This is a genomic window from Pseudomonas sp. E1BtOHC1, from assembly GCF_058744285.1.
Window position 1 is genome coordinate 5,442,599 of record NZ_CP196023.1, and the last position, 18,603, is coordinate 5,461,201.

13 protein-coding genes are annotated in these 18,603 nt (G+C 61.2%); 7 read left to right on the plus strand and 6 right to left on the minus strand.

The window, feature by feature from the left end:
• Nucleotides 1-120: 120 nt before the first annotated feature.
• The 3 genes from ACSSVC_RS24640 to ACSSVC_RS24650 all read right to left on the minus strand — a co-directional run bounded on the left by ACSSVC_RS24640 (nt 121) and on the right by ACSSVC_RS24650 (nt 6,238).
• Nucleotides 121-3,798, minus strand: coding sequence for a translocation/assembly module TamB domain-containing protein (locus tag ACSSVC_RS24640; protein WP_492611586.1), 3,678 nt, complete (start codon nt 3,796-3,798; stop codon nt 121-123).
• The gene (locus ACSSVC_RS24645; protein ID WP_492611587.1) at nt 3,795-5,522 is read right to left on the minus strand and encodes an autotransporter assembly complex protein TamA; all 1,728 of its coding nucleotides are present in this window, start codon (nt 5,520-5,522) and stop codon (nt 3,795-3,797) included. The genes ACSSVC_RS24640 and ACSSVC_RS24645 overlap by 4 nt, the downstream gene beginning before the upstream one ends.
• Before the next feature lie 65 nt (nt 5,523-5,587).
• Nucleotides 5,588-6,238, minus strand: coding sequence for a GNAT family N-acetyltransferase (locus tag ACSSVC_RS24650; RefSeq protein ID WP_346635103.1), 651 nt, complete (start codon nt 6,236-6,238; stop codon nt 5,588-5,590).
• Nucleotides 6,239-6,413: 175 nt separating this feature from the next.
• Between ACSSVC_RS24650 and xthA the strand changes: the two genes are divergently transcribed.
• Nucleotides 6,414-7,226, plus strand: coding sequence for an exodeoxyribonuclease III (gene xthA / locus ACSSVC_RS24655; protein WP_346635104.1), 813 nt, complete (start codon nt 6,414-6,416; stop codon nt 7,224-7,226).
• Between the two features lie 48 nt (nt 7,227-7,274).
• On the opposite strand, the gene ACSSVC_RS24660 is transcribed toward xthA, so the two are convergent.
• On the minus strand, nt 7,275-7,607 hold the full coding sequence (locus ACSSVC_RS24660) for a YegP family protein (protein WP_404937313.1): 333 nt from the start codon (nt 7,605-7,607) through the stop codon (nt 7,275-7,277).
• Between the two features lie 292 nt (nt 7,608-7,899).
• On the opposite strand from ACSSVC_RS24660, the gene ACSSVC_RS24665 reads away from it, so the two are divergent.
• Complete coding sequence (locus tag ACSSVC_RS24665) at nt 7,900-9,282, plus strand: substrate-binding domain-containing protein (RefSeq protein ID WP_492611588.1); 1,383 nt, start codon at nt 7,900-7,902, stop codon at nt 9,280-9,282.
• A 55-nt stretch (nt 9,283-9,337) separates the two neighbouring features.
• Here the strand turns inward: ACSSVC_RS24665 and ACSSVC_RS24670 are convergent, their stop codons facing one another.
• Complete coding sequence (locus ACSSVC_RS24670; protein ID WP_346635106.1) at nt 9,338-10,567, minus strand: acyl-CoA dehydrogenase; 1,230 nt, start codon at nt 10,565-10,567, stop codon at nt 9,338-9,340.
• Between the two features lie 180 nt (nt 10,568-10,747).
• Between ACSSVC_RS24670 and ACSSVC_RS24675 the strand changes: the two genes are divergently transcribed.
• The 3 genes from ACSSVC_RS24675 (at nt 10,748) to ACSSVC_RS24685 (ending at nt 13,174) form a co-directional block, all read left to right on the plus strand.
• Nucleotides 10,748-11,683 carry a LysR family transcriptional regulator gene (locus tag ACSSVC_RS24675; protein WP_221811545.1) on the plus strand — a complete coding sequence of 312 codons (936 nt, stop codon included), beginning with the start codon at nt 10,748-10,750 and terminating at the stop codon, nt 11,681-11,683.
• Between the two features lie 124 nt (nt 11,684-11,807).
• A complete protein-coding gene (locus tag ACSSVC_RS24680; RefSeq protein ID WP_102864696.1) occupies nt 11,808-12,212 on the plus strand; it encodes a MerR family transcriptional regulator in 405 nt (134 codons plus the stop codon).
• Nucleotides 12,213-12,274: 62 nt separating this feature from the next.
• Nucleotides 12,275-13,174: a hydroxymethylglutaryl-CoA lyase gene (locus tag ACSSVC_RS24685; RefSeq protein ID WP_346635107.1), complete on the plus strand. Its 900-nt coding sequence runs from the start codon at nt 12,275-12,277 to the stop codon at nt 13,172-13,174.
• 621 nt (nt 13,175-13,795) lie between these two features.
• On the opposite strand, the gene ACSSVC_RS24690 is transcribed toward ACSSVC_RS24685, so the two are convergent.
• Entirely contained in the window at nt 13,796-15,499 is a 1,704-nt protein-coding gene (locus ACSSVC_RS24690) for an AMP-binding protein (RefSeq protein WP_346635108.1), read from the minus strand.
• A gap of 227 nt (nt 15,500-15,726) precedes the next feature.
• On the opposite strand from ACSSVC_RS24690, the gene ACSSVC_RS24695 reads away from it, so the two are divergent.
• Both ACSSVC_RS24695 and ACSSVC_RS24700 read left to right on the plus strand, forming a co-directional pair.
• On the plus strand, nt 15,727-16,890 hold the full coding sequence (locus tag ACSSVC_RS24695; protein WP_346635109.1) for an isovaleryl-CoA dehydrogenase: 1,164 nt from the start codon (nt 15,727-15,729) through the stop codon (nt 16,888-16,890).
• A 106-nt stretch (nt 16,891-16,996) separates the two neighbouring features.
• The gene (locus ACSSVC_RS24700) at nt 16,997-18,601 is read left to right on the plus strand and encodes a carboxyl transferase domain-containing protein (protein ID WP_492611589.1); all 1,605 of its coding nucleotides are present in this window, start codon (nt 16,997-16,999) and stop codon (nt 18,599-18,601) included.
• Nucleotides 18,602-18,603 lie beyond the last annotated feature (2 nt).

The window sequence follows — 18,603 nt, forward strand, 5'->3', positions numbered from 1 at the left end:
CTCTTTATTTGCTTGATAAACGGTGCAGCGCCGCCGGTTCGAAACCGGCGGGTGCCTTGTTCTGTTGGAGAGAGGTGGCGTGGACAAGAAGGGGGGCTGCCCCTCCTCTGACGGCGAGCCTTAGAAGTCGCGCTTGTAGAAGATGTCCAGGGAGCTGGCAAAACCGCTGGCCGCTTCCAGGTAGACCTTCTTGCTCAGTTTGTAGCGCAAGGCAATGGTGCTGGCAGGTTCGAAGACCCCGACGCCATAACGCAGGCTGAGCTTCTCGGAGATATTGCCGCTGGCCACCACGCTGGTGCTGTTGCCGCTGCCTTGGGTATCGAGCTGGAAGTCCTGGATGCCCAGGTTCTTGGCAATGCCGCCGGTAAGCTCGGAACTGCCCATCAACCCCAGGCCCAGGGCGGCCTGGGCCAGCATGTTGTTGTCTTCACCGGTGGAGCTCAGCGGCCGCCCCAGCACCAGATAGGACAAGGCCTGTTCCTGGCTCATGGCCGGCTCGGAGAAGATCTGCGTCGCCGGTTGCTCGGCGCTGCCACTCAAGCGGATGCCGGCAATCACGTCGTCGGTCTGGCGCACCGCTTCGATATCCAGGTACGGCTGGTCGATGGGGCCGGCAAACAGCAACCGTGCGCGACGCACCGTCAGGCGCTGGCCATAGGCTCGGTAACGACCGTCGTTGAGCCACAGCTCGCCACGGGTATCCATGTTGTCGCCAATGTGCACATGCCCCTGCAGGTTGGCGGTGAGGCCGAACCCGGCAAAGCTGAGCTTGTCCTGGCCCACTTCCACATCGATGTTCATCGCCATGGCCATAGGCTTCTTACCCTCGTCGGTCTGCTGGCCGACGATGACCGTGTCATCGGAAACCTTGACCGTCGACGGCGGCAGTTCACGTACGGTGATCTGCCCCTTGGGGATCAGCACTTTGCCGTCGATTGCCAGTTTGTCGTCCTGCAGTGAGATCTTCAGGTCCGGAGCCATTTCCAGCGCCGCATAGGGCTCGACAGTGACGGGTAACTGCGTGCCCTTGAGGCTCAGGTCCACCGCCAGGGCACGCCCCCAGGCGATATTGCCGTTGAGGCTGCCCTGCCCGGCCTTGCCGCTTTTCCAGCCGCCGTTGAGTTGCACGCTCTCGCCCATGATCTGCGCGCTCAACTGCAAGTCTTCAAGGCTGATGGGCAGCTCGGAACCGGAGACCTGACCGCCACTGAGTTGCAGATTGCCGTTGACCTGGGGCGCTAGCAGCCCACCAGACAAGCGACCACTGCCGTTCAGATTGCCGCTGAGTTTCTCCACCATGGGCACAAACGGCCGCGCCACGGACAGATCAAGACCACTGAGGCGGAACTCCCCGGACAACGGTTTGCTCTTGGGCAACGGATTGATCTGTGCCTGAACCATCAGTTCTCCCAGCTTGCCGCCGTCGAACTGCAGCTGAGTATCGATGCGTCGCGGGTTGAGGCGGGTGTCGAGCTTCAACGCCTGATAGGGGAAGTCCAGCCACTGCCCCTTGTCCTTGACCCGCAAGGTGCCACCACTGGCATCCAGCAGGATCTGGCCTTTGGGACCACTGGCCGGCAGGTCCAACTGCACCTCGGCATTGAGAATGCCCTTCCAGGCGAAGTCCTTGGGCAGCCATTGAGCCAGGCTGTCGATGGGGAAACGCTTGAGGTGATAACGCAGCTTCGGATCAGGCATCAATCGCTGGTCTTCGCCGCACAGACTGGCATCACCGCTGGTCCAGCAATGGGCGCCAAAGTTGAGGGTGCCATTGGCCAGCCGCTCCAGCTTCGCCGGGCTCTGCAGTTTCCAGTCCTGGCCGCCGGTCTGTACATCGCCACTGGCCAGGCGTCCCCGCCAATTGCCCTGATCCAGCGCGCCGTCCAGCCCCAGGGCCAGTTTCAACAGCGGGCCTTGCAGGTCCAATTGCAGTTTCTGTTTCTTGATATCGCCCTGGCCGGCCAGGGTCAGGGTGCCAAGCTGGGTGTCTCCCGCCTGAATCCCACTGCCCTTGAGTTCCACCTGAGCCTGTTGTGCGCTGTCGAGAGTGGCTTCCAGCTTGAGGCTTTGCAGACGGTTGTCGGCAAAGGCCAGTTGCTGCCCCGAGAGGTCCACCTTGCCCTGTGGCGCCTTGAGCGTGCCTGCCAGGTCTACCCGGCCATTGAGTTGCCCGCGCAACTGCGGCCAGAGCTGGCCCAGGCGCGGCAGCTTGATGTCCAGTTGGCCGGCGATTTTCTGCTGCAGGCTGCCGGAGCCGTTGATGCGGTTGTCCCCCAGGCGGATATCCAGGGCACTCAGGTTCCACTGCTCCCCTGCCCCGTCGGCCTTGGCCAGCAGCACGGTTGGCTGCCCCCGCAGGCGCCCCTTGAGGTCGAGGTCGGCCGTGACCTTGAGCTGTTCATTCTTCATTTCACCCTGGCTGCGCAAAGGGCCGGCCAAGGTGCCGGGCAACTCGGCCAGCCAATAGGCCGGGTTGATGGCCGACAACTCCAGGGCCGTATCCCAGGCCACACCGTCGGCAAATTGCAGGTTCAGGTGCCCCTGGGCCTTGCCTTGTCCGGCCGTGAGCTGAAACTGCGGCAGGAAGATCTTGCTCAAGTCGCCGCTGAATGGACTGCTCAGGCTGAAGGCGCCTGCCGGGCCATCCAGATCACCCTTGAAGTTGCCCAGGTAATTGCCATCCCGATACGCCACTTCTGCATTGAAGCTGCGCAACGCCACGGCCGGTTCTTCGATCAATGGGTAAAGGCGATGCCAGGGGAAATCCAGCCAGGCAAGCTTCGCCTCGGCCGAAAAGCCTTGGCTCCAATCAAGCTGACCGCTGAGATTGAGGCTTTGCTTGTCGTTGGCCCGCAGGTCCAGCGTGGCGATCTGCGCGCCCTTGGCGTCGACCTTGCCTTGCAACCGCAGAGCCACCGGCCCTTGCTCCGCCGGCAGACTGGCCTTGCCGTTGAGCTGGTAGCCGTTTTTCAAGTCCCCCTTGCCGGTCAATTCCAACTGGTCCAGTTGCAGGGTATCCGGCAAGTCGGCGCTGGCCTTGAAGCCATCGGCAATGATTCGCACCTGCGCCGGCAGGTTCTCCACCAGGGGTTGCAGCTCACCGCTCAACTGCCCTTGCAGATAACCACTGCTGTCGACCTTGAGTTTCAAGGTCTTGAGCAGATCGCCTTCGATCTTCATAGCCAGGGCCCAGGGGCCACCGCCAGGAGCGGGCAAACCGAGGGTACCCTGAGCCGTCAGAGGCCAGTCGCCACTGGGTTGCAACAGGCCGGACAGGTCGAGGCTCAGGTCATCGCGCTGCAGGTGCACCGAGTCGATCTGCAAGCCCTGAGCGGTCCAGTGCGCCGCCAGTTGCAGCCCCTTGAGTTCTTCACTGCCGTTGAACAACAGACGGCCAACCCGTACCTGTCCAAGCTCGATGGCCACGGGCAGACGCAGTTCCGGCAGGCTGATGGGCCCCGTGCTTTCTTCGGCATCGTTGCCGGGAGCGAACTGAAGGCTGACCTGATCGGCCTCCAACTGCTCGATGCACAGGGTCATGCGCAACAGGCAGGCAGGAGACCAGGCAAATTTCACCGATTCGAGCTCAACCCGGCTGCCGTCCTGCTGCCAGAGCAGATGGTCTGTGCTCCACTGGCCGCCCAGATGCCCCTGGAAATTGTCCAAGGTCAGTCCCGGCACCAGGCCCAGGGCCCAGCGGCTGCCGGCCTGAGTCCCCAGAACCGTGGTCAGGGCCAGGAGGGTGAGGATCACCAGCGCAAGAATCGCCAGCAGCGTTATCTTCAAAGCGCGCTTCAAAGCTCTGGCCCCATGGAAAAGTGCAAGCGAATACCACCGTCATCATTCATTGCGTGGGCCAGGTCGACCCGGATCGGTCCTACCGGCGAAACCCAGCGCAGCCCTACACCGACCCCGGTCTTGAGGTTCGGCAGTTCTAGTTTGTTGAACGAGTTGCCCTGATCGACAAAGGTCGCGATCCGCCATTTCTCGGCGATGGAATACTGATACTCGACACTGCCCGCCACCATGTAACGACCCCCGATACGATCGCCGTCGGAGTTCTTCGGGGACAGGGTCTGGTAGTCGTAGCCACGCACGCTCTGGTCGCCACCGGCGAAGAAGCGCAAGGACGGCGGAATGGATTTGTAACCGTTGGTGGCGCTGCCTCCAAACTGCACACGACCGAGAAAGCGATGATTGTCCCAGGCTGTGGTCAGGCCTTTGAGCAGGACCGTTCCGTACAACAGGTTGGTGTCGGAACCCACGCCTTCCTTGGCCAGCTTGGTATCGAATTGAATGCGATAACCGTTGTGCGGATCGATGCGATTGTCGCTGCGCAGGTAGGAATAGGTCAGGCCAGGCATCAGCAGATTACTCAGGCCCGAGTCGTCCCCAAGGCGATACTCCTCACGCTGATACTTCAGCGAGACCACGCGCTGCCAGCCGCTGGGCAGCTTGCTGTGCCACTCGGGGCCCACTGTGAGCAACTTACTCAGGGTATCGGTGCCGGAGATTTCTTCGTTCTGATAACCACCGGCAAAGCGCAGCTTGTCGGTCAGGGGCGGGTCCAGAGGAATGTCGTACCACAGACCGACGTTCTGCCGCGGCGCCGAGACTTCCGCCTCCCAGCCATAACTGTGGCCCTGGGGATTGACCCAGTGCCGGGTCCAGTTGGCCTTGACCCGGGGGCCGACGTCGGTGGAGTAACCCAGGCCAAGCCCCATGGTCCGGGGCTTGCGGGTTTCCAGCAGGACCGCTACCGGAATCACCTCATGCTCGGCAGCAGTGGGCGCCGCATCTACCCGAACACCCTCGAAATAGCCACTGGACTGCAGCGCCTGATTGAGTTCGGCAATCAACTCGGAGTCGTAGGGGGCGCCGTTCTTGAAGGGCACCATGCGCCGCAACAGGTCTTCGTCAAACAACGAGTCCCCGGTGAAACTGACCTTGCCCAGTGCGTAACGCGGACCGCTTTCATAAACCAGTTCGATGTCCGCCACCCCGGCCAGGGGATCTACCGACAATTGCTGGCGGGTAAAACGCCCGCTGAAAAAACCATAGCGCGAGGCCTGGTTCTGGATCAGGCGCTTGGCATCTTCATAACGGCCATGATTGAGCACAGCGCCAGGCTTGAGCTGGTCACTGTCGGGGGTGCGGAAGGACTTGAGGGAAGCCGCCGGGCCTTCGACCCGGATCGTCACATTGCGCAGATGCACCGGCTCGCCGGGGTCGATACGCAACAACAGGCGGGGTTTCTCGCCGCCACGCACTTCGCTTTCGATATGGGGCTGGTAGTAGCCCAACGCCTGGGCGGCTTTCTTCGCCTGCTCCTCGGCGCCCCGGCTGAACCGCAGCAGGGCTTCTTCATCGCGATCACCGACACCGCCAATGTAACCCTCCACATTGGCCTTCAGCTCGTCGTTGGCGGGCTTTACCCTGACATCCAATTCGCTCTGCGCCAGCGCCGCACAGCTTGTGAACAACAGCAAAAAGCCGCTGGTAAATCTTCCTGAAAACTTCATAGGCGCGGATGCTATCACGAGCTTGGGGGGGCGATAGAGCGCTCAAGTGCTAGGAAAGTTCTATATCAGGCTGTTGCTCTTTGTAAGAGCTGCGGGTTCGCATGAAAGAAAACGTGCTCACGGACCGGCCCTACCGCGATCTCCCCGATCTCCTCATAACCCTGACGTTTATAGAACTCCAGATAGCGCGGATTGCCCGTATCCAGGACCACGCCCTGGGAATGTTCATCCACTGCACACCAATTGTGAACCGCCTGCAGTAACTGTTCGCCGAAATGCTGCCCCTGAAATTGCGGGTGCACCCCCAACAGCGGCAGCACATGAACCGCATCGCCGGGTAGGCAAGCCTGCACCGCTTCGTGGTACTCCAGATACCGCCGCGTACACCGGAACCCCGTGCTCAGGACCATGCGCAGCCGCCAGGCCCAGCTTTCGGTAATGCCCAGGCGGCGTTGCGGCGGGGCGATCAGGGCAATGCCAATCAAGCGGTCATTGACGAGCAGGCCGATGGCCGGCAGGTCTTGCAGAAAATGTTGCTTTACCAGCTCGCGCACCGTCGCCCGCACCCGCTGTTCATAACCGGCGCGCTCGGATTCGAAAATGAAACCGAACGTCGGTTCATGGCGATAGGCCTGGTACAGCAGCGACCGCGCTTCGCGGGAATAGCCGCTGTCGAGCATATGGATATCGGCGATGGCGTTGGAGGTATCAGGCATGTCGGTCACTCTCCCCTGGACCCGGCTCGAATGGCCGCGCTCTTGTTATTACGAACCTGGCGCGGCGCTGATCGTTCCCACGCTCAAGGACATTAGCAGCGCATTCGCGGGGCTGCCATGCTGGTCGACCCGGGCGTAGTCAGCTAGCATCGCTGTTTTGCCAGGACCGCCGACCATGAAGATCGTCTCGTTCAATATCAACGGGCTGCGCGCCCGCCCCCATCAGTTGGCGGCGCTGATCGACAAACACCAGCCGGACGTGATCGGCCTGCAGGAAACCAAGGTCGCCGACGAGCAGTTTCCCCTCGCCGACATCCAGGCCCTGGGCTACCACGTGCATTACCACGGCCAGAAGGGCCATTACGGTGTCGCCCTGCTCTCGCGCCAGGCGCCACTGGCCCTGCATAAAGGCTTTGAAGGCGATGACGAGGACGCCCAGCGGCGTTTTATCTGGGGCACCTTCGCCGATGCCAACGGCACGCCGGTGACCATCATGAACGGCTACTTCCCCCAGGGTGAAAGCCGCGACCATCCCACCAAGTTCCCGGCCAAGGAACGCTTCTACAACGACCTGCAGCACCTGCTGGAAAGCCGCTTCAGCAACGACCAGCCCCTGGTGGTCATGGGCGATGTGAATATTTCCCCGCAAGACTGCGACATCGGCATCGGCGCCGAAAATGCCAAGCGCTGGCTCAAGACCGGCAAGTGCAGCTTCCTGCCGGAAGAGCGCGAGTGGATGGCACGCCTGAAGAACTGGGGCCTGGTGGACAGCTTCCGTCACCTGAACCCCGAGGTGAACGATCGCTTCAGCTGGTTCGACTACCGCAGCCGCGGCTTCGAGGACGAACCCAAGCGCGGCCTGCGCATTGATCTGATCATGGCATCCCAAGGGCTGCTGCCCCGGGTCAAGGACGCTGGTGTCGACTATGAGCTGCGGGGCATGGAAAAGCCTTCTGACCATGCGCCAATCTGGCTCGAGTTGAGCTGATCGACAGGTACAAAAAAGCCCATCACTAGATGGGCTTTTTTCTACTGCTTACAGATGGACCACTTCAACCCGCTCAGTGGTGCCGGCTGCTGCAATGGCGCTGATCGCGTTTTCAAGGGTGGCTTCCGAATCGTACAAGTGACTGACCAGAATCACTTCCTTGCCAGACTTGAGCTTGAAAAAAGGTTTACCGCCCGATGAAATTTTCTTGACGTAACGCTCGGGAGAAGAGCAGTGTGCGCGGAACAGGCCGAGAGCTGCCTCGGCACTGTCCCGGCAAGGGAATCGGTCGCTTTGAAGCATGGTCTGCGCCTCCTTTGTCTTCAGCAAGAATCTGCATGCACCACTGCCATACTGCTTCAGCTCGAACCAGGCACTCATTTGTAACTCCTTTGCTTACTACGAAATAGCAGCACAACACTGCCGAGGCATCCGCGGGGGGATGACGCGTTGGCAGTCGCCCCAATCCCCGCCAGACAAAGTTGCCCACTCTACGCAGCCTTCGAAGACTGGTCTCTAGGACAAGTCTCAAAAAATCTAGAGAAAACAGCTATTTACGACGTAGGACTTTCGCCATTTGTGGTCAGAAAGTGCCACCCGTCACATCCCTGTCACCTCCCTGACTTAATCTCACCAGCACTCTCCTCTTTCTCAATAGAAGGCCAGTGCCGCCATGCCCCGCGCTTCCACCGTCAGCGAACGAGATATCTGGTGCCGGACCATCAGCCTGTTTCTGATCGGCTTCGTTTGCTATGCCCTGCCTTGGTCGGTGTTCGCCGCCTTGCCCCTGGCACCTGAAAATACCGCTGTGTTGCACATCCAGGGCTCCAACACCATCGGTGCCCAACTTGGCCCGGCGCTGGTCAAGGGTTTGCTCGAACAGCAGGGTCTGCGCGACGTCAGGATCGAGGCCGGCGACAAGGACAATGAGAAACGCGTTCTGGGACAGAGCGCCCAAGGTCGGACAGTCAGAGTCGATGTCGCCGCCCACGGTTCGAGCACCGGCTTTGCCGCGCTGAAAAACGCCCAGGCCGATATTGCAGCCGCCTCCCGACCGATCAGGGACAGCGAACTGGTGGAGCTGGAAAACCTGGGAGACCTGAAAAGTCCCGGCGCTGAACAGGTCATCGCCATCGACGGACTGGCAATCATCCTTCATCCACACAACCCGCTGAGCCAGCTAAGCACCGAACAACTGGCCCGCCTGTTCAGCGGCGAGATCAAGACCTGGGAAGAACTGGGGAGCACGGGCGGACCGATCCACCTGTATGCCCGGGATGACCAGTCCGGCACCTACGACACCTTCAAGGAGCTGGTACTCAGCCGTCGCGGCAAGACACTGAACCCCGCCGCCAAGCGTTTCGAGTCCAGCGAGCAGCTGTCCGACGCGGTGAGCCGAGACCCTCAAGGCATCGGTTTCATCGGCCTGCCCTACGTACGCCAGGCCAAGGCCGTGGCGATTATCGACGGCGACTCCCAGCCCATGCCGCCCCTCAACAGCCTGATCGCCACCGAAGACTACCCACTGTCGCGGCGCCTGTACCTGTACCTGCCGCCCAATGGGCAGAACCCCTGGGCCGACGCTCTGGTCAGTTTTGCTCAGAGCACCAAGGGCCAGGCCATCGTCGCCGCCAACGGCTTTATCGCCCAGACCGTACAGGCCATGAAGGTGGCACCCAGCGCGCAGATGCCCAAGGCCTATCAGGCGTTGAGCCGAGAGGCCCAACGCCTGACGGTGAACTTTCGCTTTGAAGAAGGCAGCGCCAATCTGGACAACAAGGCACGCCAGGACCTGAATCGCGTCCTGGATTACCTGCGCCAACACGGCAAGATGAACCGGCAAGTCACTCTGGCCGGATTCGGTGATGCCAAGAGCGACCCGGCACGCGCTGCGCTACTGTCCAAGCTGCGGGCCATGACCGTGCGCAGGGAACTGGTAAAAAGCGGGGTGGTGTTTCGCGAGATCCGCGGTTTCGGCGCTGAACTGCCAGTGGCAGCCAACAACGCCGACGAGGGCCGGATCAAAAACCGGCGCGTGGAAGTCTGGGTGTACTGAATACACAGCAATCGGCCTGCCACAGGCGTCGCCCGGCAGGCCGGCTGCATGACCATCAATGGCCGCTGCGCAGCATTTCCTTCGGCACATACTTGCCGATTTCGTACTTGCCGATGGCCGCGCGGTGCACTTCATCCGGGCCGTCCGCCAGGCGCAAGGTGCGCTGCATAGCGTACATGTAGGCCAGAGGGAAGTCATTGGATACCCCGGCCCCACCGTGAATCTGGATCGCCCGATCGATCACCCGCAGGGCCACGTTCGGCGCCACCACCTTGATCTGGGCAATTTCGCTCTTGGCCACCTTGTTACCCACGGTGTCCATCATGTAGGCCGCCTTGAGGGTCAGCAGCCGAGCCATGTCGATCTCCATCCGCGAGTCGGCGATCTTGTCGATGTTGCCACCCAGGCGAGCCAGCGGCTTGCCGAACGCGGTGCGATTCACCGCGCGCTTGCACATCAATTCCAGGGCTCGCTCGGCCATGCCAATGGAGCGCATGCAGTGGTGAATGCGGCCCGGGCCAAGACGGCCCTGGGCAATCTCGAAACCACGTCCCTCTCCCAGCAGCACGTTCTCATAAGGCACTCGAACGTTGTCGAACAGCACTTCGGCGTGACCATGAGGCGCATCGTCGTAGCCGAACACCGGCAGTGGACGAACGATTTTCACCCCTGGGGTATCCACCGGCACCAGGATCATCGAGTGCTGCTGGTGACGCGGCGCATCCGGGTTGCTCAGGCCCATGAAGATCAGGATCTTGCAACGCGGGTCACAGGCGCCCGAGGTCCACCACTTCTTGCCGTTGATGACCCACTGGTCGCCATCGCGTACCGCGCGGGCCGCCATATTGGTGGCGTCGGACGAAGCCACATCCGGCTCGGTCATGGCGAATGCGGAGCGGATCTCGCCCCGCAGCAGCGGCTCCAGCCAGCGCTGCTTCTGTTCTTCGCTGGCATAACGCACCAGTACTTCCATGTTGCCGGTATCCGGCGCCGAGCAGTTGAACGGCTCGGGGCCCAGCAGCGAACGGCCCATGATCTCCGCCAATGGCGCATATTCAAGATTGGTCAGGCCGGCACCCAGTTCCGACTCAGGCAGAAACAAATTCCACAGCCCTTCAGCCTTGGCCTTGAGTTTCAGCTCTTCCATGATGGCGGTCGGCTGCCAGCGATCGCCTTCGGCAACCTGACGCTCGAACACCGCTTCAGCCGGATAAACATAGGCATCCATGAACGCGGTGACGCGCTCACGCAGTTCCTGAACCTTGGGGGAATAGGCGAATTCCATGGGCAGTTCTACCTTTGTGAAGAACGGGTGTTTGGGGACTGAAATCGATGCTAGATCAGCTACGAAAATTTACCTAGCCTATTCTCGGCGTGTATTAACATTCATCACCGATATATGATCGGCTGATCCGAAAGGCTTCCGAGCCTCCCTCACAGGCCCTAACAATAAGAGTGCAGCGCCATGAATCTGAGCAAGGTCGACCTCAACCTCTTCATCGTTTTCGACGCGATCTACACCGAAGCCAACCTGACCCGCGCCGGGCAGATCGTCGGCATCACCCAACCGGCCGTGTCCAACGCGCTGGCGCGTCTGCGCGAGACCTTCAACGATCCGCTGTTCGTCAGGACCGCCCAGGGCATGGTGCCCACGCCCATGGCGCAAAACATCATCGGCCCGGTGCGCAACGCGCTGTCGCTGCTACGGGTTTCGGTGCAGGAAAGCCGCATCTTCAACCCCCTGCAAGCGGTCAAGACCTATCGCATCAGCATGACCGACCTGACCGAGGCGGTAATCCTGCCGCCACTGTTCCAGCGCCTGCGCCGCCTGGCGCCAGCGGTGATCATCGAGAGTTTCCTCTCCAAGCGTCGGGAGACCACCAAGGAACTGGCGGCCGGGCGTCTGGACTTTGCCGTGGATGCCCCCCTCAACACCGACCCCCAGGTGCGCCACGTCAAGCTCATGGAAGACCGTTACGTGTGTGCCATGCGCAAGGGCCATCCCCTGGCGGGCAAGGAAAAGTTTACCCTGGACGACTACCTGTCCCTGACCCACATCCATATTTCCAGCCGCCGCAGCGGCCTGGGCCATGTCGACCTGGCGCTGGGCAAGATGGGCATCCAGCGCAAGATTGCCCTGCGCTCCCAGCACTACCTGATGGCCTCGCAAGTCCTGCAACAGACCGACATGGTCATGACGGTGCCGGAACGTTTTGCCCGACGCCATGAACTGCATGCCTTCAATCTGCCAGTCAATGATGTGCCACCGGTGGAAACCCACCTCTATTGGCACGAAAGCACCGACCAGGACCCGGCCAACCGTTGGATGCGCGAGCAGATGATCGAGCTGTGCCAACAGGTTACCGCCTACGAAAAGAAGCTCGACCAGCAAACAGCCTGACCCCTTCGCCGGCAAGCCCTCTCTGTAGGAGCCGGCTTGCCGGCGAACGGGATCGACTCGGATTGCTTGACGTATACGTAAACCTGCCTTTAGCTTAGCGCCAAGTCCCACCTTGAGCGCCTCCATGAGCAGCCAGACCTACAGCATCTCCGACCTCGCCCGCGAGCTCGACATCACCACCCGGGCCATACGCTTCTATGAAGAACAGGGCCTGCTGGCCCCTGAGCGTCGCGGTCAGGAACGCATCTACTCTCCCCGGGACAAGGTCAGCCTGAAGCTGATCCTGCGGGGCAAGCGCATCGGCTTTTCCCTGGCCGAATGCCGTGAACTCATCGAGCTCTACGACCCCAGCAGCGGCAACCTGAAGCAGTTGCACAGCATGCTGGCGAAAATCGGCGAGCGGCGCGAGCAGCTCGAACAGCAGTTGCTCGACATTGAACAGATGAAGCTGGAACTGGACACCGCCGAAGAGCGCTGCACCCAGGCACTGGAACAAACCATCCAGAACCAGAAAAGCACCGCACAATAATCCTTGGGACACCTGCGCCGCTCGCGCCGGCATCCGCCATCCCTCATAGAAGGTGAACCTGAATGTCACTCCCCAGCCATGTACGCCTGATCGAAGTCGGCCCCCGCGACGGTCTGCAGAACGAAGCCCAGCCCATCAGCGTCGAAGACAAGGTGCAGTTGGTCGATGCCCTGACGGCGGCAGGCCTGGGCTATATAGAAGTCGGCAGTTTCGTCTCGCCCAAGTGGGTGCCGCAGATGGCCGGCTCGGCCGAGGTCTTCGCCCGCATTCAGTGCAAGCCGGGGGTGGTCTATGGCGCGCTGGCGCCGAACCTGCGGGGCTTCGAGGACGCGCTGGCAGCGGGGGTCAAGGAAGTCGCAGTGTTCGCCGCCGCATCGGAGTCCTTCTCCCAACGCAACATCAACTGTTCCATCAGCGAAAGCCTGCAGCGCTTCGTGCCGATCATGGAAGCCGCCAAACAGAACGGCGTCAGTGTGCGCGGGTATGTGTCCTGTGTGCTGGGCTGCCCTTACGAAGGTGAGGTAGCCCCGGAGCAAGTGGCCCTGGTGGCCCGTGAGCTGTACGCCATGGGCTGCTACGAAGTGTCCCTGGGCGACACCATCGGCACTGGCACCGCCGGCGCCACCCGCAGAATGTTCGAAGTGGTGGGCGCCCAGGTGCCACGGGAGAAGCTCGCCGGCCACTTCCACGACACCTATGGCCAAGCCTTGGCCAACGTCTACGCCAGCCTGCTGGAGGGCATCGCGGTGTTCGACAGTTCGATCGCCGGCCTCGGCGGCTGCCCCTATGCCAAGGGCGCCAGCGGTAACGTCGCCACCGAGGATGTGCTGTACCTGCTCAACGGCCTGGGCATTCACACCGGTATCGACATGGATCGCCTGATCGACGCTGGCCGGCAGATCTGCACGGTACTGGGACGCCCCAGCGGTTCTCGTGTGGCCAAGGCACGTAACGCCGGGTGAGCCAATGTGCGGCCGGGTGTTACCGGCCGCTCTAAACGGCGGCGGGAACGAGTAACACGGAAACAGTTTGTCGATTTTCTTGCGATACAGATTGTCCTACAAAAACATTAAGTCGTTGAATTTAAAGGATTTTAAAAAGTTGGCACGGCTTCTGCTATCTCTATGGCATAACAAGAATAAAAAGCAGCAAACCTAATAAGAATAAGACGTAACGACTCTGACATAACAAAAACAACACGGCAGAGACGCAGCTAACAGATTTTTTTGGAGAGGATGTAATGTGCAGGAGGGCTTGCAAGAGCCACCCGCAACCGGTCAGAGAACAATAAAACTACCCTGAGGTAGCTCCCGAACTGGTTGGATCGCTCTGGCGACACGTTAGATCAGCGCTCAAAAAAATACGTTTGCTCTTGATCCCGGATGGGGATCGCCAAAAACAGCAGTAAAGGGCCACGGTTGCCAAAAACAACAATAGACCGCCCCTCAATAATAAAAAAAGAGCACGCAACGACAAATTAAAGGGGAGCTTCGGCTCCCCTTTGTGCTTTCTGCGATTCGGCTTTGGCCTGCCCTTCTCGCCCATAAAGCGTGCACCCGTCCCGATGCACGCTCCAGCAATGCTCACACTCTGCCCACCTGCTCGCGCAGCTCCTCAATGCTGATTTCGCGCATGCGGAATTTCTGGATCTTGCCGGTCACCGTCATCGGAAACTCCTCGACGAACTTGAAGTAGCGCGGCGTCTTGAAGTGGGCGATGCGCTCCTTGCACCAGGCTTGCAGTTCCAGTTCATTGGCGCATTGCCCAGGGTGGAACTTGATCCAGGCGACAATCTCCTCGCCGTACCTGGCACAGGGAATGCCGATCACCTGCACATCGGCCACCGCTGGATGAGTGAAGAAGAACTCTTCCAGCTCCCGCGGGTAAATATTCTCGCCACCGCGGATGATCATGTCCTTGTTGCGCCCGGCGATGCACACGTACCCCTGCTCGTTCATGGTGGCCAGGTCACCGGTGTGCATCCAGCCGGCCTGATCGATGGATTCGCTGGTGCCCTGGGGGTTGTTCCAGTAACCGAGCATGACGCTGTAACCCCGGGTGCAGAGTTCACCGATGGTGCCCCGGGGCACCAGATTGCCGGCCTCGTCGATGATCTTGCTCTCCAGATGCGGCTGGGTCCGACCCACTGTGGTGACGCGCAACTCCAGATCGTCGGCAGGACCGGTCTGCAACGATACCGGACTGGTCTCCGTCATCCCGTAGGCGATCTGCACCTCGCTCATGTGCATCTCGCTGATGACCCGGCGCATCACCTCGATCGGACACGTGGCACCGGCCATGATCCCGGTGCGCAGGCTCGACAGATCAAACTCGCCGCGCCTTGGCTGGTCGAGCATGGCGATGAACATGGTGGGTACCCCATACAAGCCGCTAGCCCGCTCCTCGGCCACGGCGCTCAGCGTCAGCAACGGGTCGAAGGCATCGTTGGGGTAGATCATGGTGGTGCCGTGGGTGATGCAGCCCAGGTTGCCCATGACCATGCCGAAGCAGTGATACAGCGGCACCGGGATCACCAGCCGATCTGCCGCGGTGAGGCCCAGGCTCTCCCCCACCATGTAACCGTTATTGAGGATGTTGTAGTGACTCAGGGTCGCGCCCTTGGGGAAACCGGTGGTGCCGGAGGTGTACTGGATATTCACCGGCTGATCGAAATCCAGGCTGTCCTGGCGCACCTGCAATTGCTCGGCGGTAGCTCCAGCGGCAAGGGCCGTCAGTTGCGACCAGGGCAGAAAACCGGATGGGGGCTGAGCATCCAGACTGATCACCCCACGCAACTCGGGCAGGCGCTCGCAATGCAGTTGACCGATGGATTGCTCCGCCAATTCGGGGATCAGCCCCTGCAGCATGCCGTGATAGTCGGAAGTCTTGAACGCCCCGGCACAGATCAGCCACTGACAGCCGGATTGCTTGAGCACATATTCCAGCTCGGAACTGCGATAGGCCGGATTGATGTTCACCAGAATCGCGCCGATCTTGGCACTGGCGAATTGGGCGATGCACCACTGGGCGCAGTTGGGGGCCCAGATCCCCAGACGATCACCCGTCTTGAGACCCAGGGCCAGCAGCGCCCTGGCATGCAGGTCGACGGCCTCACGCAGTTGCTGCCAGCTGTAGCGCAACTGCTGATGACGCACCACCAGGGCTTCACCCTGGGGATAGGCAGCGACGGTGTTGTCGAAGGCCTGGCCGATGGTCAGCGCCAGCAATGGCTTGTCTTGCATACCACGGGTGTAACTGCGATCCGGCTGGAAACCCGAGTGTTCCATGACGACCCCTATTGTCTTTATTAGTGGGTGTTCAGGAGCCTGGCCGATGGTGCGAAAGAGCCTGGCTCCAATCGAAAGCCCTGCTACTCTGGCGCAAGTTGACGTTTACGTAAAGGGCGATTGACAGCCTTCGGTCGCAGGTTTACGTTAACGTAAAGGTGAGAGCCCGACAGCCCGTTCTCTACCGCCTATTCCCTCAATAAAAACAAGTTTGAAGGTGCCCCGCCATGAGTTACCCGACCCTGAACTTCGCCCTCGGTGAAACCATCGACATGCTGCGCCAACAGGTCCAGGCCTTCGTCAGGGCGGAGCTGGCACCTCGGGCGGCACAGATCGATGTCGACAACCTGTTCCCCGCCGACATGTGGCGCAAGTTCGGCGACATGGGCCTCCTGGGCATTACCGTAGCGGAAGAATACGGCGGCGCCGGGCTGGGTTACCTGGCCCACGTGGTGGCCATGGAAGAGATCAGCCGCGGATCGGCCTCGGTGGCCCTGTCCTATGGTGCCCATTCCAACCTCTGCGTGAACCAGATCAACCGCAACGGCAACCATGAACAGAAGAGCAAATACCTGCCCAAGCTGATCAGCGGTGAACACATTGGCGCCCTGGCCATGAGCGAACCCAATGCCGGTTCCGATGTGGTGTCGATGAAGCTGCGCGCCGACAAGCGCGGTGACCACTTCGTACTCAACGGCAGCAAGACCTGGATCACCAACGGCCCCGACGCCAACACCTATGTGATCTACGCCAAGACCGACCTGGAAAAGGGCCCCCACGGCATTACCGCATTCATCGTCGAGCGTGACTGGAAAGGCTTCAGCCGCAGCAACAAGTTCGACAAGCTGGGCATGCGCGGCTCCAACACCTGTGAGCTGTTCTTTGATGACGTCGAAGTCCCGGAAGAAAACATCCTTGGCGTGCTCAACGGCGGAGTCAGAGTGCTGATGAGCGGCCTGGACTACGAGCGCGTGGTGCTCTCCGGCGGCCCGACCGGGATCATGCAGGCCTGCATGGACCTGGTCGTGCCCTACATCCACGACCGCAAGCAGTTCGGCCAAAGCATCGGCGAGTTCCAGCTGATCCAGGGCAAGATCGCCGACATGTACACCCAGCTCAACGCCAGTCGCGCCTACCTGTATGCCGTGGCCCAGGCCTGTGAGCGTGGCGAAACCACCCGCAAGGACGCCGCCGGGGTGATTCTCTACAGCGCCGAGCGCGCGACCCAGATGGCCCTGGATGCGATCCAGATTCTGGGAGGCAACGGCTACATCAACGAATTCCCCGCGGGCCGCCTGCTGCGTGACGCCAAACTCTACGAAATCGGCGCCGGCACCAGCGAGATCCGCCGCATGCTGATCGGTCGCGAACTGTTCAACGAAACCAAGTAAGAACAGCCGCAAGTTGCGAGCTACAAGCGGCAAGCCACAACTGCCGTAACACCGACTTACTCTTGCAGCTTGAAGCTTATGGCTTCGAGCTGCGCTGGGAGCACCGATGATTCTGAAGTCTCAGCTCAACCCTAAATCACCCGAATTCGCGCAGAACGCTGCCAGCATGCTGGCCCAGGTCGACGCCTTGCACACCCTGCTCGCCCAGATCCAGCAAGGCGGCGGCGCCAAGGCCCAGGAACGCCACACGTCCCGGGGCAAACTGCTGCCTCGAGAACGCATCAACCGCCTGCTCGACCCTGGCTCGCCATTTCTCGAAGTCAGCCCCCTGGCCGCCTACGAGGTCTATGGCGAAGACGTGCCCGCCGCCGGCGTGATTGCCGGCATCGGCCGGGTAGAAGGCATCGAATGCATGATTGTGGCCAACGACGCCACGGTGAAAGGCGGCTCCTACTACCCGCTGACGGTAAAAAAACACCTGCGGGCCCAGACCATCGCCCAACAGAACCGCCTGCCCTGCATCTACCTGGTGGATTCCGGCGGCGCCAACCTGCCCCGCCAGGACGAAGTATTCCCGGACCGCGAGCACTTCGGCCGGATCTTCTTCAACCAGGCCAACATGAGCGCTCAGGGTATCCCGCAGATCGCCGTGGTCATGGGTTCCTGCACCGCCGGCGGCGCCTACGTGCCGGCCATGGCCGACGAAGCCATCATGGTCCGTGAACAGGCCACCATCTTCCTCGCCGGCCCACCCTTGGTGAAAGCCGCTACCGGCGAGGTGGTGAGTGCTGAAGAGCTGGGCGGTGCCGACGTGCACTGCAAGATTTCCGGCGTTGCCGACCACTACGCCGACAGCGACGAACATGCGTTGGCCCTGGCCCGACGCAGCGTGGCCAACCTCAACTGGCACAAACAGGGCCAGTTGCAGCAACGCCCCCCGATCGCTCCGCTGTATGCCCGTGAAGAGCTTTACGGCGTGGTGCCGGCCGATCCCAAGCAACCCTTCGATGTACGCGAAGTCATTGCCCGGTTGGTGGACGGCTCGTTGTTCGATGAGTTCAAGGCCCTGTTCGGCACCACCCTGGTCTGCGGCTTCGCCCACCTGCATGGCTACCCCATCGCCATCCTCGCCAACAACGGCATCCTCTTCGCCGAGGCCGCGCAAAAAGGCGCGCACTTCATCGAACTGGCCTGCCAGCGTGGGATACCCCTGCTGTTCCTGCAGAACATCACCGGCTTCATGGTGGGCCAGAAATACGAGGCTGGCGGCATCGCCAAGCACGGCGCCAAGCTGGTCACCGCGGTGGCCTGCGCCAAGGTGCCGAAATTTACCGTGATCATCGGCGGCAGCTTCGGCGCCGGTAACTACGGCATGTGCGGCCGCGCCTACGATCCACGCTTTCTGTGGATGTGGCCCAACGCGCGGATTGGCGTGATGGGTGCCGAACAGGCGGCCGGGGTGCTGGTACAGGTCAAGCGCGAGCAGGCGGAACGCGGCGGACACCCTTTCGACGCCGCCCAGGAAGCCGAGATCAAACAGCCGATCCTCGATCAGTACGAGCACCAGGGGCACCCTTACTACTCCAGTGCGCGGCTGTGGGACGACGGCGTCATCGACCCGGCACAGACCCGTGACGTCCTGGCCCTGGCCCTGTCCGCGGCCCTCAATGCCCCCATCGAACAGAGCCGCTTCGGCGTGTTCCGCATGTAATC

What these genes read in the sequence shown, in the direction of transcription:
- ACSSVC_RS24675 (WP_221811545.1), top strand. Translation starts at nt 10,748, where the DNA reads ATGAATCTGAGCAAGGTCGACCTCAACCTCTTCATCGTTTTCGACGCG.
- ACSSVC_RS24665 (WP_492611588.1), top strand. Translation starts at nt 7,900, where the DNA reads ATGCCCCGCGCTTCCACCGTCAGCGAACGAGATATCTGGTGCCGGACC.
- ACSSVC_RS24660 (WP_404937313.1), bottom strand. Translation starts at nt 7,607, where the DNA reads ATGAGTGCCTGGTTCGAGCTGAAGCAGTATGGCAGTGGTGCATGCAGA.
- ACSSVC_RS24670 (WP_346635106.1), bottom strand. Translation starts at nt 10,567, where the DNA reads ATGGAATTCGCCTATTCCCCCAAGGTTCAGGAACTGCGTGAGCGCGTC.
- ACSSVC_RS24650 (WP_346635103.1), bottom strand. Translation starts at nt 6,238, where the DNA reads ATGCCTGATACCTCCAACGCCATCGCCGATATCCATATGCTCGACAGC.
- ACSSVC_RS24700 (WP_492611589.1), top strand. Translation starts at nt 16,997, where the DNA reads ATGATTCTGAAGTCTCAGCTCAACCCTAAATCACCCGAATTCGCGCAG.
- ACSSVC_RS24685 (WP_346635107.1), top strand. Translation starts at nt 12,275, where the DNA reads ATGTCACTCCCCAGCCATGTACGCCTGATCGAAGTCGGCCCCCGCGAC.
- xthA (WP_346635104.1), top strand. Translation starts at nt 6,414, where the DNA reads ATGAAGATCGTCTCGTTCAATATCAACGGGCTGCGCGCCCGCCCCCAT.
- ACSSVC_RS24645 (WP_492611587.1), bottom strand. Translation starts at nt 5,522, where the DNA reads ATGAAGTTTTCAGGAAGATTTACCAGCGGCTTTTTGCTGTTGTTCACA.
- ACSSVC_RS24690 (WP_346635108.1), bottom strand. Translation starts at nt 15,499, where the DNA reads ATGGAACACTCGGGTTTCCAGCCGGATCGCAGTTACACCCGTGGTATG.
- ACSSVC_RS24695 (WP_346635109.1), top strand. Translation starts at nt 15,727, where the DNA reads ATGAGTTACCCGACCCTGAACTTCGCCCTCGGTGAAACCATCGACATG.
- ACSSVC_RS24680 (WP_102864696.1), top strand. Translation starts at nt 11,808, where the DNA reads ATGAGCAGCCAGACCTACAGCATCTCCGACCTCGCCCGCGAGCTCGAC.